Source organism: Hydrogenophaga sp. UC242_50 (assembly GCF_042697355.1).
In the GTDB taxonomy this organism is placed as follows: domain Bacteria; phylum Pseudomonadota; class Gammaproteobacteria; order Burkholderiales; family Burkholderiaceae_C; genus Hydrogenophaga.
Genome location: NZ_CP170553.1, coordinates 2636304 through 2650369, shown reverse-complemented (window position 1 = coordinate 2650369; position 14066 = coordinate 2636304). Strand labels below are relative to the sequence as shown.

Sequence of the window (14066 nt, the reverse complement as noted above, 5' to 3'; positions counted from 1 at the left end):
TAGCTGAGCGCGGCGGCCATGTCGGTCACGGGGATTTCGGGTACGGCCTGAGGCAAGTCCTTGGTCATGACGGGTCCTTCAATGGCGAGGACCGATACACCACCTTGAAGCGCTCGCAGGCCAGCAGTTGGTCTTCGGTGAAGGCGCGGCCATGCAAGGCGCACTCGCGCTGGAAGAACTGCTCATGTGCTTCGCGCCAGTACGTCAGCGAGCCATCGCCCTCGCCCTCCGTGGCCGCGAACTCGGCGCTGACCTGGTTGAAGGGAACCCGGTCGACGGCCACGGTTTCGATGACGCATTGCGGCACACCGGCCCAGTTGGTCACGACGCTGAGGTCGCCCGGCACCGGCGCGCGCCTGCCCTGCGCCTCGAAAGTCCAGAAGGCCGAGGCCGTCGCGCGCTTCGTGCCGGACAGCACGAGGGCGGCCAGTGAATCCGCCAGGGCCTCGCTGTCGGCGAAGTAGAACGCCTCGTAGAAACGCGATTCGTCCACGCCGGCGGTCGACGCGACATAGGCTTGCCAGAACTCGGCGATGGGGGGAGGCATGGGTGACATGGCCGGCATTGTGCGGGAGGCACTCACCGCCTCAGGGCTTGGTGCCACCCGCAGCCCCGCGAAGGGCCGTGAGCTGATCGCCCAGCCAGCGGCGGCTTTCCACTGGCGCCTGGCCGCCACAGCGGACCTGGTACGGCCGGCCCGAGAGGCTGCTGCGCGACGCGGCCAGCTCGATGAACTGCTCCGCGCTCTGCACCGTGCCCCGCTTCTCGATGTAGGCGAGCTTGTCCAGCAGGTGCGCCTTGGCCCGCGCGCCGTCGTGCCAGCTGCCATTGCGCAGGAACTGGCAGCCCGAGGTTTCGAGGCGGTTCAGCATGGCGTCGATCTCCGCGCGCACGGGCGCAGGCGTGGGGTCGGCGAACGCGGCGCCCCACACGCCCGCCAGCACCAAGACCAGCACCGGCCAACGCGCCCATGCGCGCCGGGGTGGAGCGAGCCGGTCAGGCCGCACGGCGCAGCAAAGCCATGGCATGGCTGTCGATGAATTGGCCGTCCACCCGGAACGCCTGCCGTTGCACGCCTTCGTGCTGAAAGCCCAGGCGCTCGTAGAGCGTGCGCGCGTTGGGGTTGTCCGCGCGCACGGTGAGTTCGATGCGCGTCAGGCCCTGGCGCCACGCCTTGTCGATGGCCGCGACCATGAGCTGCCGGCCCAGGCCCCGGTGCCTCGCCGAAGGCAACAGGCCAATGCCCAGGACGCCGATGTGCGCCCGCGACTGGCCAAACACCGGCAGCACATCGCACCAGCCGACCACGGCACCGTCGATCAGCGCGACGAAATGCGGGCGATCGTGGTCCAGGTTCTGCCGAAAGAAGGCGATGGTCTCGGCCAAGGGCGGCGCCTGCGTCAGCGCGAGAAAGCGCTTTTCGCGCGCCACCGCATCGAGCACCGCGTGAAGCTCGTTGAAGTGCGGTTCGGCGAGGGGGGTGATCGACGAGTTCATCCTGCCCGACTGTACCGGCGCTCCCTATCCCCTTCATTGGCAACATCGATTGGCCTGCGACGATAGTTTTTGTCAAACTAAACGTCAAATTCCATTCGACGCGGGAGCTTCCATGGCCGAACTGATCCGACAAGTCCGACCCGCCTGGGTCCAGCTGCAGCAACTGCCGCCGCTGCCGCCCCACGCCCTGCGCAACGCCTTGCTGGCCCTGGGCACCGGCCTGCTGGTGATGGCAGGCCTGGCCTCGCTCAGCACCTTCTGGGCGCCCACGCGCGCCTGGTGGGACGCGGCCGAACACGGCAGCGCCATGGCGGCCGGCGTGCAGGCCTCGCTGCTGGCCGCGGTTGCGCACCGCCGTGGGCGCGCTGCCGGTGTTCCTGGTGCAGCGCGTGAGCAAGCTGCAGGAAGCCGCCCTGCTGTCGTTCTCGGCCGGCGTGATGCTGGCGGCGGCGATCTTCGCCTTGTTGCTGCCCTCGCTCGATGCGGGCCAGGCGCTGTTCGGTGGCCGCATCGGCGCGGCCGCGCTCAGTGGCGCGGGCCTGGCGCTGGGCATGGGCCTGATGCTGGCGGTGGACCGCTTCACGCCGCACGAACACGCGGTGCTGCCACCGGCCGCGCCGGGCCATGCCGCCAGCGCGCACACGCCCGGCGCTGTGCAGAGTGCCAAGCTCATGGTGCTGGCATCCTGATCCACAACGTGCCCGAAGGCCTGGCCGTGGGCGCCGCCTATGCCGGCCCGCAGGACGCGGCGGGCGCGCAGACCGGCGCCTCGGTGGCGCTGGCCATCGGCCTGCAGAACATGCCCGAAGGCCTGATCGTGGCCATGGCGCTGCGCACGCTGGGCCGCAGCGCGGCGCAGGCCTGGGGCGTGGCCGCGCTCACCGGCCTGGCCGAGCCGCTGGGGGCCATCCTCGGCCTCGCGGTGCTGGGCAGCCTGCCGGCGTTCTACCCGCTGGGCCTGGCCCTGGCGGCCGGCGCGATGCTGTTCGTGGTGAGCCACGAGATCATTCCCGAGACGCACCGCAACGGCTTCGAAACCCTGGCCACGGGCACGCTGCTGGCGGGTTTCGTGTTCATGCTGTTACTCGATGCCGCCTTGAACTGAGGCCCCCGGCGGGGTGCGTGGCTAAGATCGGGCGCATGAAAGCCCGACGCCCCGCCCCGCCCCTGCTCGCCGCCCTCTGCACCGCCCTGTTCGCCACCGCCGGCCTGGCACAGGCCCCCAACCCCACCCCGGCGCCCGCACCCCAGGAATTCGAGAACTGCCTGAACACGCTGCGCGCCCCCGCCCGCGCGGTGGGCGTGAGCGAGGCGACCTTCACGCAGCACACGCTGGGCCTGGTGCCCGACATGAGCGTGATCGACAAGCTGAACTTCCAGCCCGAATTCCGCACCGCGATCTGGGACTACCTCGCCGGCCTGGTGGACGAGCAGCGCGTGGCCGAGGGCCAGGCCATGCTGGCGCTGCACGCGGAGACGCTCAAGCGGGTGCAGGAGCGCTTCGGCGTGGACCCCGCCACGGTGGTGGCGGTGTGGGGGGTGGAGAGCAACTTCGGCCAGACCTTCGGCAAGTCGCCGCTGGTGCAGTCGCTGGGCACGCTGTCCTGCTTCGGCCGGCGGCAGGCCTATTTCCGCACCGAGTTCTACGCCACGCTGCGCATCCTGCAGGCCGGGCACATCGCGCCCAACCGGCTGGTGGGCTCGTGGGCCGGCGCGTTCGGCCACACGCAGTTCATGCCCAGCACCTTCGAGCGGCTGGCGGTGGACTTCGATGGCGACGGCCGCGCCGACCTGATGGACAGCACGCCCGATGCCCTGGCCTCGACCGCGAATTTCCTCGCCAAGGCCGGCTGGCAGAGCGGCCAGCCCTGGGGCTTCGAGGTGAAGCTGCCCCCGGGCTTCAACGCCGGCAACGAAGGTCGCCGCACCAAGCGCACCATGGAAGACTGGGTGTCGCGCGGCGTGAAGCGGGTGGATGGTTCGCCCCTGCCGGCCAGCGGCAGCGCCGGCCTGCTCACCCCCGCCGGGCCGCAGGGGCCGGCCTTCCTGGTGCTGCGCAACTTCGATGCGATCTACAGCTACAACGCGGCCGAGAGCTATGGCCTGGCGATCGCGCACCTGTCGGACCGGCTGCGCGGCGGCGGCCCCTTCGTCACGCCCTGGCCCACCGACGACCCGGGCCTCTCGCGCGCCGAGCGCCGCGAGGTGCAGACCCTGCTGATCGCGCGCGGCCACGACATCGGCGAGGTGGACGGCATGCTGGGCGAGAAGAGCCGCGTGGCGATCCGCGTCGAGCAGGAGCGCCTGGGCCAGGAAACCAGCGGGCGCGCCGGCCAGAAGCTGCTGAAGGCGCTGCGCGGCGGCTGAAATCAGCGGCCCGCGCGGGCCAGGTTGCGCGCCAGGCGCTCGCCGGCCGCGCGCAGGCGCTCGTGCAGCGCGGGCGGCTCCAGCACGTCGAAGTCCACGTCCATCGCCATGAGCCAGTAGGCCAGCGAGTCCAGAGAATCCAGTTGGCCGGCGCCACACCGCATGAGACAGCGCGTGTCGTCGATGGCCTCCAGCGTGGCGGCCGAGGCCGGGATGATGCGCGCCATGGCCTCGCGGGGCCGGTGCAGCACCACGCGCGCCTCGTCGCCGTGCTGCACCCCCGCCAGCGTGCCCGAGACATAGGCGCGCAGGTCGCCCGCCGGCGCGGCCCGTGGCGTGAAGTGCGCGCCGGTGCTCGGCGCGCCTTCCACGCGGTCGATGCGGAAGGTGCGCCAGTCGTCGCGCGCGGGGTCCCAGGCCACCAGATACCAGCGGCTGCCGGTGTGCACCAGGCCTTGCGGCTCCACCGTGCGCACGCTGCTCTGGCCGCGCATGTCGCGGTAGTGGAAGCCCACCTGCAACTGGTCGCGGCAGGCAACGGCCAACAGGGCCAGCACGCCCGCATCGATGGTCGGCCCGCCGCGCTGCAAGGGCACGATGGCCGAGCGCAGCGCGCCGGTGCGGCGGCGCAGCCGGGTGGGCATCACCTGCTCCAGCTTCACCAGGGCGCGCAGCGAGCTCTCTTCCACCCCGCTCACGGTGCCCGAGGCGGCGACCTGCAGCGCGATCGCCACGGCCAGCGCCTCTTCGTCGTCCAGCAGCAGCGGCGGCAGCGACTGGCCCGCGCGAAACGCGTACCCACCCGCCACGCCGCTGCTGGCGTGGATGGGGTAGCCGAGCTGGCGCAGGCGGTCGATGTCGCGCCGCAGGGTGCGGGGATGCACCTCCAGCCGCTCGGCCAGCTCGGTGCCCGCCCAGTGGCTGCGGGTCTGCAGCAGGGACAACACGCGCAGCAGCCGTGAAGACGACGAAAGCATGGCGCCACTCTACCTCGAATCGAGGGCCGAATCTGTCCTCAATAGGCGCGACATTGCAGGCACGTGCCCGACGCGGTGTCGGGCCGATGCTTCAACCCCCTTTCAGGAGTCCACCATGTCCCAGATCGTTCTCTACTGGCACCCCATGTCCAGCGCCACCCCGGTCGCCTGCGCCCTCGCCGAACTGGGCGTGAAACACGACCGCGTGAAGATCGACATCACGAAAGGCGAGCAGCGCCGCCCCGACTACCTGGCCCTCAACCCCAACGGCAAGGTGCCCACCATGACGGTGGACGGCGCACCCCTGTTCGAGGCGCTGGCGATCGAGATGTGGCTGGGCGAGACCTACGGCGTGAAGAAGGGCCTGTGGCCGGCCGAGGGCACGCCCGAGCGCCTGCAGGCGATGGCGTGGAGCACCTGGTCCTACGTGACCTACGGCGCGCAGCTGGTGCGCCTGCAGGCCGCGCGCGACATGGGCACGCCCGACGACGCCCACGGCACGTCGGCGCACAAGGGGCTGGACCAGTTGCTCGCGCTGCTGGACGCGCGCCTGGCGGCCCAGCCCTGGATGCTCGGCGCCGCCTATTCGCTGGTGGACCTGATCGTGGGCTCGGTGATCGGCTACAGCGCCTACATCGGCGCGCCGGTGGGCTCGCACCCGCACGTCGCGGCCTGGCTGGGCAAGGTGCAGGCCCGGCCGGCGATGCAGATCGACGCCTAGAGCTTCACCGCCGTGCCGCTCACGGCGACCATCATCATCCCGTTGGTCTCGCCGAGCACCTCGTAGTCGAAGTCGATGCCGATCACGCCGGTGGCGCCCATCTCGCGCGCCGATTCCATGAGGTCTTCCATGGCGGCGTCGCGCGCGCCCGAGAGGGCGCGCTCGTAGCCCCCGGCCCGCCCGCCCACCACATCGCGCACCGAAGAGAACAGGTCGCGGAAGATGTTGGCGCCGATGATGGCCTCGCCGTGCACGATGCCCAGGTACTGCGACCGCTCCACGCCTTCCGGCGTGGTGGTGCTGAGGAAGAAGCCGTCCTTGCTCTTGGAAAACCAGCCCATGTGAACACTCCCGCAAACGCACCACCCGCCGGGTGCCCGGGCATGGTACCGTGGGCCACACCCTCCACGAAAGCTCCCATGCCAGGCTACCAAGTCCGGACCGAGACCCTCAGCCTCGGCGGCGAAGACTGGCACATCCGTCGGCTGCTCGACGACCAGCAGTACACCGACACCCAGCACCACGCGGCCGACATCGGCCTGCCACCAGCGGGCTGGTCGCATTTCGGGCAGGTGTGGCCCTCCTCGCGCGTGCTCGCGCTGGCCATGCTCACGCACCCCATCGCGGGATTGCGCGTGCTGGAAATCGGCGCGGGCCTGGCGCTGGCCAGCCTGGTGATGCACCGGCGCGGCGGCGACGTGACGGTGAGCGACTGGCACCCGCTGACCGAAGAATTCCTGCGGCACAACCTGGCCCTCAACGGCCTGGGCCCCATGCCCTACCAGGCCGGCAACTGGGAAAGCACCGCCGCCACCGACAACCCGGCCCTGGGCCGCTTCGACCTCATCGTGGGCAGCGACCTGCTCTACGAGCGCCAGCAGCCGGCGCAGCTCGCGGCCTTCATCTTCCGCCACGCCGCGCCCCAGGCGGTGGTGATCATCGTGGACCCCGACCGCGGCAACCGCGCGGCCTTCGGCCGCGACATGGCCGCGCTGGGCTTCACGCTGAGCATGCAGGCGGCCGACCGGCTGCTGGAAGACGGCGAGGCCTACAAGGGCCGCTTCCTGAGCTTCACGCGCTGAGTTGCTGCGGCGCTCAGTGCGCGCCGCCCGCGTCCACGGAGCCGCCGAGCACCGGCTTGGAGAACCAGATCACCGCCACCAGCACGAAGAACAGCGCCGCCGAGAGGTAGAACAGGTCGGTCACGGCCAGCGTGAAGGCCTGCTGGTTGATCAGGCGGTCGATCGTGGTCAGCGCCTGTTCGCGGCTCATGCCGCTGCCCATGAGCTGGTCCAGCGTTGCCATGGCGGTGGCGTTGCCGGTGTGGATCGACTCCACCAGCTGCGCGTGGTGCAGCGAGGCCCGGCTTTCCCACAGCGTGGTGAACAGCGAGGTGCCCACCGCGCCCGCCGTGATGCGCACGAAGTTGGACAGACCCGCGGCCGACGGCGTCTGCTGCGGCTGCAGGCCCGAGAACACGATGGCCTGCAACGGAATGAAGAAGAACGCCATGGCCGCCCCCTGCAACAGCGTGGGGATCAGGATGGTCATGAAGTCGGCCTGGGTGTTGAAGTTCGAGCGCATCCACAGCACCGCGCCAAAGCCGAGGAAGGCCACGGTGGCGAGCTTGCGCGGGTCGATGCGGCTCACGTTCTTGCCCACCCAGGGCGAGAGCACGATGGCCAGCAGACCCACCGGCGCCGTCGCCAGGCCGGCCCAGGTGGCCGTGTAGCCCATGTGCTGCTGCAGCCACAAGGGCAGCAGCACCACGTTGCCGAAGAACAGGCCGTAGGCGATGGACAGCGCGAGCGTGCCGGTGACGAAGTTGCGCCGCGCGAACAGGCGGATCTCCACGATGGGGTGCTTGTCGGTCAGCTCCCAGGCCAGGAAGAACAGGAAGCTCACCACCGCGACGACGGCCAGCGCGATGATCTCGCCCGACTCGAACCAGTCCAGCTCCTTGCCCATGTCGATCATGATCTGCATGGCGCCGACGAACAGCACCAGCAACACCAGACCGATCACGTCCAGCGGCACGCGGCGCGGGCCGGGGTCGCGGCTGCGGTAGATGGACCAGGTGAGCGCGGCGGCCACCAGGCCCACCGGGATGTTGATGTAGAAGATCCAGGGCCAGGAGATGTTGTCGGTGATCCAGCCGCCCAGCAGCGGCCCGGCCACGGGCGCGACCAGCACGGTCATGGCCCACATGGCCATGGCGGTGCCCGCCTTGGCGCGCGGGTAGCTCGCCAGCAGCAGGGTCTGCGACAACGGAATCATCGGGCCGGCGACCAGGCCCTGCAGCACGCGGAACGCGATCAGCAGGCCGATGTTGGGTGCCAGGCCACACAGCCAGGAGGCGATCACGAACAGCAGCACGCTCATGGTGAACAGGCGCACCTGCCCGAAGCGCTGCGTGAGCCAGCCGGTGAGCGGCACCGAGATGGCGTTGCGCCACCGCGAACGAGGTGATGACCCAGGTGCCCTGCGCCGGGCTCACGCCCATGTCGCCCGCGATCGCGGGAATGGACACGTTGGCGATCGAGGTGTCGAGCACGTTCATGAACGTGGCCAGCGACAGCGCGAGCGTGCCCAGCACCAGCTGCGCGCCCTTGAGGGGCTCGAACACCGGTGGCGAGGCGCTCGGCGCGGGCGCCGGCGGTGGGGCCTCGGCGGGCAAGGCCCCCGAGGCGGGAAGGGCGTGGCTGTCGGCCATGGCGGTCAGCGCCGGTTCAACGGGCCAGGGCCACCGAGCCCGTGCTCACCGGGGCGGCCGGCAGGGCCGGCGCGGCGGGGGCGGCGGGCGCCCGCGTGGCGGCCGCCGTGCGCGACCCACCACCACCATGCTGGCCGATGATCTGCTGCACGCGCGTGTCGGCTTCGCGGTTGTCCTGTTCGAACACGGCGGTCTGCACCTCCTGCGGCGCGGCGGCCGCATCGGCCAGCATGCGGCCGTCGGTCTTGCTCACGTCCACGCGCGCTTCCATCGACAGGCCCAGGCGCAGCGGGTGGTCCACCAGTTCCTTGGCGTCCAGGCGCACGCGCACCGGCACGCGCTGCACCACCTTGATCCAGTTGCCGGTGGCGTTCTGCGCCGGCAGCAGCGCGAAGGCCGCGCCGGTGCCCGCGCCCAGGCCCTCGATGGTGCCGTGGTAGGTCACGTTCTTGCCGTACACGTCGGCGCTGAGTTCCACCGGCTGGCCCAGCCGCAGGTTCTTGAGCTGGCTTTCCTTGAAGTTGGCGTCCACCCAGACCTGGTCGAGCGCGATCACCGACAGCAGCGGCGAACCGGCCGGCACGCGCTGGCCCAGCTGCACGTTGCGGCGGGCCACGTAGCCGGCCACCGGCGCCTGCAATTCGACGCGCTTGAGCGCCACATAGGCCTCGCGCACGCGGGCCGACGCGCGCAGCACGCTGGGGTGCTGGTCGACCGCGATGCCTTCAGTCAGCGTCTGGTTCGAGGCCAGCTGTTCCTTCGCGGCGAGCACGGCCGCGCGGGCCGCCTCGGTGGCGCTGCGCGCGGCGGCGAGCTGCGCCGTGGCGTGCTTGAATTCTTCCTGGCCGACGGCACCCGAGGCCACCAGCGGCTGGCGCCGCGCCACGTCGTCCTGCAGGCGCTGCAGGTCGGCCTGCGCGCGCGCCAGGTCGGCTTCGCGCAGGGCGATCTGCGCGCCCTGGGGTGCGGTTGTTGGCGTACAGCGTGCGCACCTCGCGCACCGTCTGCGCGAGCTGGGCCTCGGCCTGTTCGAGCGCGATCTTCGCGTCCGTCGGGTCCAGGCGCACCAGCCACTGGCCGGCCTGCACGTGGTCGTTGTCGTTGGCGCTGATCGCCACCACGGTGCCCGCCACCTGCGGCGTGATCTGCACCACGTTGCCCTGCACATAGGCGTTGTCGGTGGTCTCGTAGTGGTTGAGCACCAGGGCCCAGTAGGCGGCGTAACCCAGGCCGGCGGCGAGCACGACCGCGCTCACGGCGGTCAGGGCTTTCTTGCGGGCGGGGTTGCCTTGCGGTGCGGTGGTGTCGGAAGGGGTGGTCATGAGGGGCTCCGTTGGTCGGTGAGCAAGATGAAAAAGGAAGTCAGTGCGAGGCCGGGGTGTCGGGCGCGAAGCCGCCGCCCAGAGCGCGCACCAGCGCCACCTGGGTGGACAGGGCCCGCGCCTGCAGGTCCACGGTCTGGCGCCGCTGGCTGAACAGCGAGGTCTCGGCGCTGAGCACGGTGAGGTAACCGCTCAGGCCCGCGCGGTAGCGCTGGGTGGCGATGTCGTAGGCCGCCTCGGCGGCGCTGCGCGCCTGCGCCTGCTGCTCGCGCTGGCGCTCCAGCGACTGGCGGGCGTTGAGCTGGTCGGCGGTCTCGCGCACGGCTTCGAGCACCGCGCCGTTGTAGCTCTCCACCGCGGCGTCGAGGTCGGCCGTGCGGGTGCGCAGCTGCGCGCGCAGGCGGCCGGCGTCGAAGATCGGCAGGTGGATCGCGGGGCCGATGCCGTAGTGCTGGCTGCCCGAGTCCACCAGGCGGTCCAGCCCGATGCTGGACAGGCCCACGAAGGCGGTGAGGCTCACGTTGGGATAGAACTGCGCCTTGGACACGTCCACGCCCTTGGTGGCCGCCTCCATGCGCCAGCGCGCGGCGGTGATGTCGGGGCGGCGGCCCAGCAGGTCGGCCGGCAGCACCTCGGGCAGCGCCAGGGTGCGCAGGGCCTGCAGGTCGGGCTTCAACTGGTCGTAGCTTGCCGGCGGCAGGGCCGCGAGCGCGGCCAGGGCGTGGCGCGTGGCCACGATCTGTTCGTCCAGCTGCTCGATCTGCACGCGCGCGTCGGGCAGCGCACCCTCGCCCTGCTTGAGCTCCACGCGCGTGTCCAGCCCGGCGTCCACGCGCTGGCGGATCAGGCCCAGCATCTGCTCGCGCTGGGTCAGGGCCTGCTGCGCGACCTCGCGCTGCGCGAGCAGGCGGCCGAGCTGCACATAGGTCTGCGCCACGTTGCTGGCGAGCACGTTGCGCGCGGCCTGCAGGTCGGCGGCGGCGGCGCGCTCGCTGCCCACGGCGGCTTCGATCGCGGAGCGGTGCAGGCCGAAGAAGTCGAACTCCCAGCTGCCGGCGATCTGCGCGTTCGCCAGCGTGCGCGTGGAGCCGCCCAGCGGCGCCGGGTAGATGCTGTTGGCGCTGAAGTGCTGGCGCGTGGCGTCGGCACTGCCGTTGATCTTCAGGCCGTCGTTGGCCTCTTCGCCGGCCGTGGCGGCCTGGGCGCGCCGCAGGCGGGCCTCGGCCACCTTCAGCGAAGGCTGGGCCTGCAGGGCCTGGTCGATCACCTGGGTCAGGGACACATCGCCCCAGCCGCGCCACCAGTCGGCGGGCACCGGTTCGGCGGTGGCCGCGCCGCTGCCGGCGGGCTGCGCCAGGCCCACGGCCTGCGGTTCCAGCACCGTGGATTGGGATTGAATGCCCGCGCTGCTGGCGCAGGCCGCGAGCACGGCGGCCAGGGCCAGGGTGCTCAGGGCGGCCACCGTGCGGCGTGCGGGGGATATTTGATGGGGCTTCATTTGCTTAGGCAAGTAATGGGGTCAACAAGGCGATGAGGCGGGGGTTCACGAACGGTCCGTCAACCGGAGTCCTTCAGTGCCTCGCCCGTCTCGACCATGCGGCGCAGGTAACCCAGCAGCGCCTGCCACTCGGTCTTGCTGAAACCGGCGAGGTGCTGGTTCATCACATCGGCCAGCACCTCGGGCACGTGTTCCATGGCGGCCTTGCCTTCGGGCGTGAGTTCCACCACCACCACGCGGCGGTCTTCGGTGGAGCGCACGCGCGTGCACAGGCCTTTCTTCTCCAGGCGGTCGAGCAGGCGCGTCATGGCTCCGGCGTCGATCTGCGACCAGCGCGCGAGCTCGGCCACGGTGGCCGTGCCCTGCATGCGCAGCTTCATCAGCGGCCCCCACTGCGCGGTGGTGAGGTCGTGCAGGCACAGGCGCTTGTCGGCCTGGTAGACGATGGACATCATCACGCGCTTCATGAGGTAACCCACGCTCTGGTCGGGCGTGAAGTTGTGTCCGTCGTAGAAGGCGGGGGTCGGGGTGGTGCGAGGCATGCCGCGAATATACATGCCTAGGCAATATTTGTCTTGGCTTCAAAAAAGCCCGCGAGCACGAGAGGGCCAAAAAAGCCGCGTCGAAAAAACGAAAAGGCCCGCGATGCGGGCCTTCTGTCTGGGGCCTGGCCGGGTGGGCCAGGGGGCGATCAGCCGCCCTTCTTCGAGCGCTTGCCCGGGTTCTTCTTGCTGCGCGTGCGCAGCACCACGCTCCAGGCTCACGCGCTGCGCCACGGCCGGGCGTGGTCAGGGTGACGCCAGCGACGGGCTTCGGACGGGGAGTGGCTTTGCGGTCGGCTTCGGTGACGATTTTGTTGCCCATGGCTGGTTCCTGAGAGAGATTGCAAAAGCCGCTATTAGGCCATAGACGGCGCGCCCTCTCCCAGGCACGCCCTCCCCCGCGTTCCAGGCCGGTCCGCCCGCCCAGGCCAATACCCCGCGGCCTTAGTAGGTTTTTGCAGACAAAGTGGGGCAACGGCCCTAGCATTGATTCTGTAATGAATCAACGTTTCATATACAAAACACCCTAATCCACCCGCAGGTCCCCATGAACGACGCACTTCACGGCTCCCGCGCAACCGCCCCGACCAGCGGCGGTTTGCATCCCGCGATCGAATTCATCGGGGTGGACAAGCGCTTTCCCGCACGGGGCAAGAACCCGGAAGTGATCGCCGCGCGCAACGTGACGCTGTCCATCCAGCCGGGCGAGGTGGTGTCCCTGATCGGCCCGTCGGGCTGCGGCAAGAGCACGCTGCTCAACATGGGTTCGGGCCTGGCCAAGGCCTCGGCCGGCACGGTCAAGGTCAACGGTGAAGTGGTCACCGGCCCCAACAAGCACGTCGCCTTCATGCTGCAGAAAGACCTGCTCATGCCCTGGCGCACGATTTCGCAGAACGTCGAGTTCGGCCTGGAGCTGCGCGGCGTGCGCGCCGCCGACCGCGCCGCCATCTCCGAGAAGCTGCTGGCCCAGTGCCACCTCAAGGGCTTCGGCAACAGCTACCCGCACCAGCTCTCCGGCGGCATGCGCCAGCGCGCCGCCATGGCGCGCACGCTCGCGGTGGACCCGATCGTGCTGCTGATGGACGAGCCCTTCTCCGCGCTGGACGCGCAGACCAAGATGATCCTGCAGCAGGACCTGGCGCGCACCGTGGCCGAGCACAAGAAGACCGTGCTCTTCATCACCCACGACCTGGCCGAAGCCGTCGCGCTGTCCGACCGCATCCTGGTCATGAGCGAGCGCCCCGGCACCATCGTCGAAGAGATCGTGGTCGACATCCCCGGCCGCGACAACCCGATGGCGCGCCGCAAGCACCCCGCCGTGGGCGACTACGTCTCGCGCCTGATGGACCTGCTCAAGCTCGACGCGCAGACCGACGTGCACTGACCCCCGCATTCCCATTCACCCACCTCCTGGAGTTGCCATGAAGATGACCCGCGCTTTCAACGGTACCCGCCGTGCCTGCCTGAGCCTGCTCGCCACCGCGGCGCTGGTCTCGCCCCTGGCGGCCCACGCCCAGCTGCAGGAGATCACCTACCTGCTGCCCGCGCCCGGCACGCTGCCCGCCTTCGGCCCCTGGATGCTGGCCCAGGCCAAGGGCTACTACGAGCAGGAAGGCCTCAAGGTCAACTTCGTCACCGCGCGCGGCGGCGTGGACGTGGCCAAGCAGATCGGCGCCGGCAACGCCGTCATCGGCGGCGCCATCGGCGACACCCCCATCATCGCCCGCGCCCAGGGCATCCCCGTCAAGGCCGTGGCCGTGCTCGGCGCCGGTTCGCTCACCCAGCTCGTGAGCCACAAGGACGAGAAGATCGAGAGCCCACGCGAACTCAAGGGCAAGACCGTCACCGTCCTGGCCTACACCGACACCACCTACTACGCCCTGCTGGGCATGCTCAGCAAGGTCGGCCTGACCAAGAACGACGTCAACATCCAGGCCGCCGGCCCCGCGGGCGTGTGGCAGCAGTTCGCCGCCAAGAAGGCCTCGGCCATGGCCGGCGTGCCCGACTGGACGGTGAGCGCGATGGAAGCCGGCGCGCAGGTCGACATCCTGCCGGCCGACATCTACTTCAAGAGCATGGCCCAGGCCATCCTCGCCTCCGACGAGACCATCGCCAAGAACCCCCAGCTGATCCAGAAGCTGGTGCGCGCCACGCTCAAGGGCATGAAGGACATCATGGCCGACCCCAAGGCCGCCACCGCTGCCTACGTGGCGCACGTGCCGGTGCACAAGGGCAAGGAAGCCAGCATCCAGAAGGCCTTCGAACTCTTCAACAAGTACGTCTACGCCGCGCAGAAGGTGCCCGGCACGATGGACGAGGCCCGCCTGGCCGAGCTGCAGAAGTTCTACGTCACCAACGGTGTGGTGCCCAAGGAGACCCCGGTCAAGGAGCTCTACACCAACCAGTTCGTGACGGCCAAGTGAGTCGCG

Annotated in this window: 14 protein-coding genes and 2 pseudogenes; 7 read left to right on the top strand and 9 right to left on the bottom strand. The window is 70.2% G+C overall.

The features are described from left to right. Positions 1-64: 64 nt before the first annotated feature. Genes ACFJGX_RS13665 through ACFJGX_RS13655 form a run of 3 tightly spaced genes read right to left on the bottom strand, consistent with a single transcriptional unit; the run spans position 65 to position 1497 of the window. Entirely contained in the window at positions 65-556 is a 492-nt protein-coding gene (locus ACFJGX_RS13665; RefSeq protein ID WP_382328579.1) for an ASCH domain-containing protein, read from the bottom strand. Between the two features lie 31 nt (positions 557-587). Further along, entirely contained in the window at positions 588-956 is a 369-nt protein-coding gene (locus tag ACFJGX_RS13660) for a DUF5329 domain-containing protein (protein ID WP_382320667.1), read from the bottom strand. A 40-nt stretch (positions 957-996) separates the two neighbouring features. Continuing rightward, positions 997-1497, bottom strand: a complete 501-nt coding sequence (locus tag ACFJGX_RS13655) for a GNAT family N-acetyltransferase (RefSeq protein ID WP_382320670.1) — start codon at positions 1495-1497, stop codon at positions 997-999. Between the two features lie 344 nt (positions 1498-1841). Between ACFJGX_RS13655 and ACFJGX_RS13650 the strand changes: the two genes are divergently transcribed. The 3 genes from ACFJGX_RS13650 to ACFJGX_RS13640 are packed head-to-tail and all read left to right on the top strand — an operon-like array spanning position 1842 to position 3864. After that, positions 1842-2186 carry a hypothetical protein gene (locus ACFJGX_RS13650; protein ID WP_382328577.1) on the top strand — a complete coding sequence of 115 codons (345 nt, stop codon included), beginning with the start codon at positions 1842-1844 and terminating at the stop codon, positions 2184-2186. Positions 2187-2194: 8 nt separating this feature from the next. Beyond that, positions 2195-2602, top strand: coding sequence for a ZIP family metal transporter (locus tag ACFJGX_RS13645; protein WP_382328575.1), 408 nt, complete (start codon positions 2195-2197; stop codon positions 2600-2602). 35 nt (positions 2603-2637) lie between these two features. After that, positions 2638-3864, top strand: a complete 1227-nt coding sequence (locus tag ACFJGX_RS13640) for a lytic murein transglycosylase (RefSeq protein WP_382328573.1) — start codon at positions 2638-2640, stop codon at positions 3862-3864. A gap of 2 nt (positions 3865-3866) precedes the next feature. On the opposite strand, the gene ACFJGX_RS13635 is transcribed toward ACFJGX_RS13640, so the two are convergent. After that, positions 3867-4841 (bottom strand): YafY family protein, encoded by a 975-nt coding sequence (locus ACFJGX_RS13635; RefSeq protein ID WP_291116900.1) that lies wholly within the window; start codon positions 4839-4841, stop codon positions 3867-3869. Positions 4842-4956: 115 nt separating this feature from the next. Here ACFJGX_RS13635 and ACFJGX_RS13630 point away from each other — a divergent pair, with 115 nt between their 5' ends. Beyond that, positions 4957-5562 (top strand): glutathione S-transferase family protein, encoded by a 606-nt coding sequence (locus ACFJGX_RS13630; protein WP_382156655.1) that lies wholly within the window; start codon positions 4957-4959, stop codon positions 5560-5562. Here the strand turns inward: ACFJGX_RS13630 and ACFJGX_RS13625 are convergent. Beyond that, entirely contained in the window at positions 5559-5903 is a 345-nt protein-coding gene (locus ACFJGX_RS13625; RefSeq protein ID WP_382156650.1) for a heavy metal-binding domain-containing protein, read from the bottom strand. The genes ACFJGX_RS13630 and ACFJGX_RS13625 overlap by 4 nt on opposite strands. Positions 5904-5981: 78 nt before the next feature. Here ACFJGX_RS13625 and ACFJGX_RS13620 point away from each other — a divergent pair, with 78 nt between their 5' ends. Further along, complete coding sequence (locus ACFJGX_RS13620) at positions 5982-6644, top strand: class I SAM-dependent methyltransferase (RefSeq protein WP_382320674.1); 663 nt, start codon at positions 5982-5984, stop codon at positions 6642-6644. A gap of 13 nt (positions 6645-6657) precedes the next feature. Here the strand turns inward: ACFJGX_RS13620 and ACFJGX_RS13615 are convergent. The 4 genes and pseudogenes from ACFJGX_RS13615 to ACFJGX_RS13600 form a co-directional block, all read right to left on the bottom strand. Next, positions 6658-8275: pseudogene (locus ACFJGX_RS13615) on the bottom strand (DHA2 family efflux MFS transporter permease subunit). A 16-nt stretch (positions 8276-8291) separates the two neighbouring features. After that, positions 8292-9597, bottom strand: a pseudogene (locus ACFJGX_RS13610) (HlyD family efflux transporter periplasmic adaptor subunit). Positions 9598-9637: 40 nt separating this feature from the next. Beyond that, positions 9638-11095 (bottom strand): efflux transporter outer membrane subunit, encoded by a 1458-nt coding sequence (locus tag ACFJGX_RS13605; protein WP_382328571.1) that lies wholly within the window; start codon positions 11093-11095, stop codon positions 9638-9640. Positions 11096-11154: 59 nt separating this feature from the next. Then, complete coding sequence (locus tag ACFJGX_RS13600) at positions 11155-11637, bottom strand: MarR family winged helix-turn-helix transcriptional regulator (RefSeq protein WP_382156641.1); 483 nt, start codon at positions 11635-11637, stop codon at positions 11155-11157. A 547-nt stretch (positions 11638-12184) separates the two neighbouring features. On the opposite strand from ACFJGX_RS13600, the gene ACFJGX_RS13595 reads away from it, so the two are divergent. Next, complete coding sequence (locus ACFJGX_RS13595; RefSeq protein ID WP_382320679.1) at positions 12185-13021, top strand: ABC transporter ATP-binding protein; 837 nt, start codon at positions 12185-12187, stop codon at positions 13019-13021. 43 nt (positions 13022-13064) lie between these two features. Then, positions 13065-14060 carry an ABC transporter substrate-binding protein gene (locus ACFJGX_RS13590; protein WP_382163928.1) on the top strand — a complete coding sequence of 332 codons (996 nt, stop codon included), beginning with the start codon at positions 13065-13067 and terminating at the stop codon, positions 14058-14060. Positions 14061-14066: the final 6 nt, after the last annotated feature.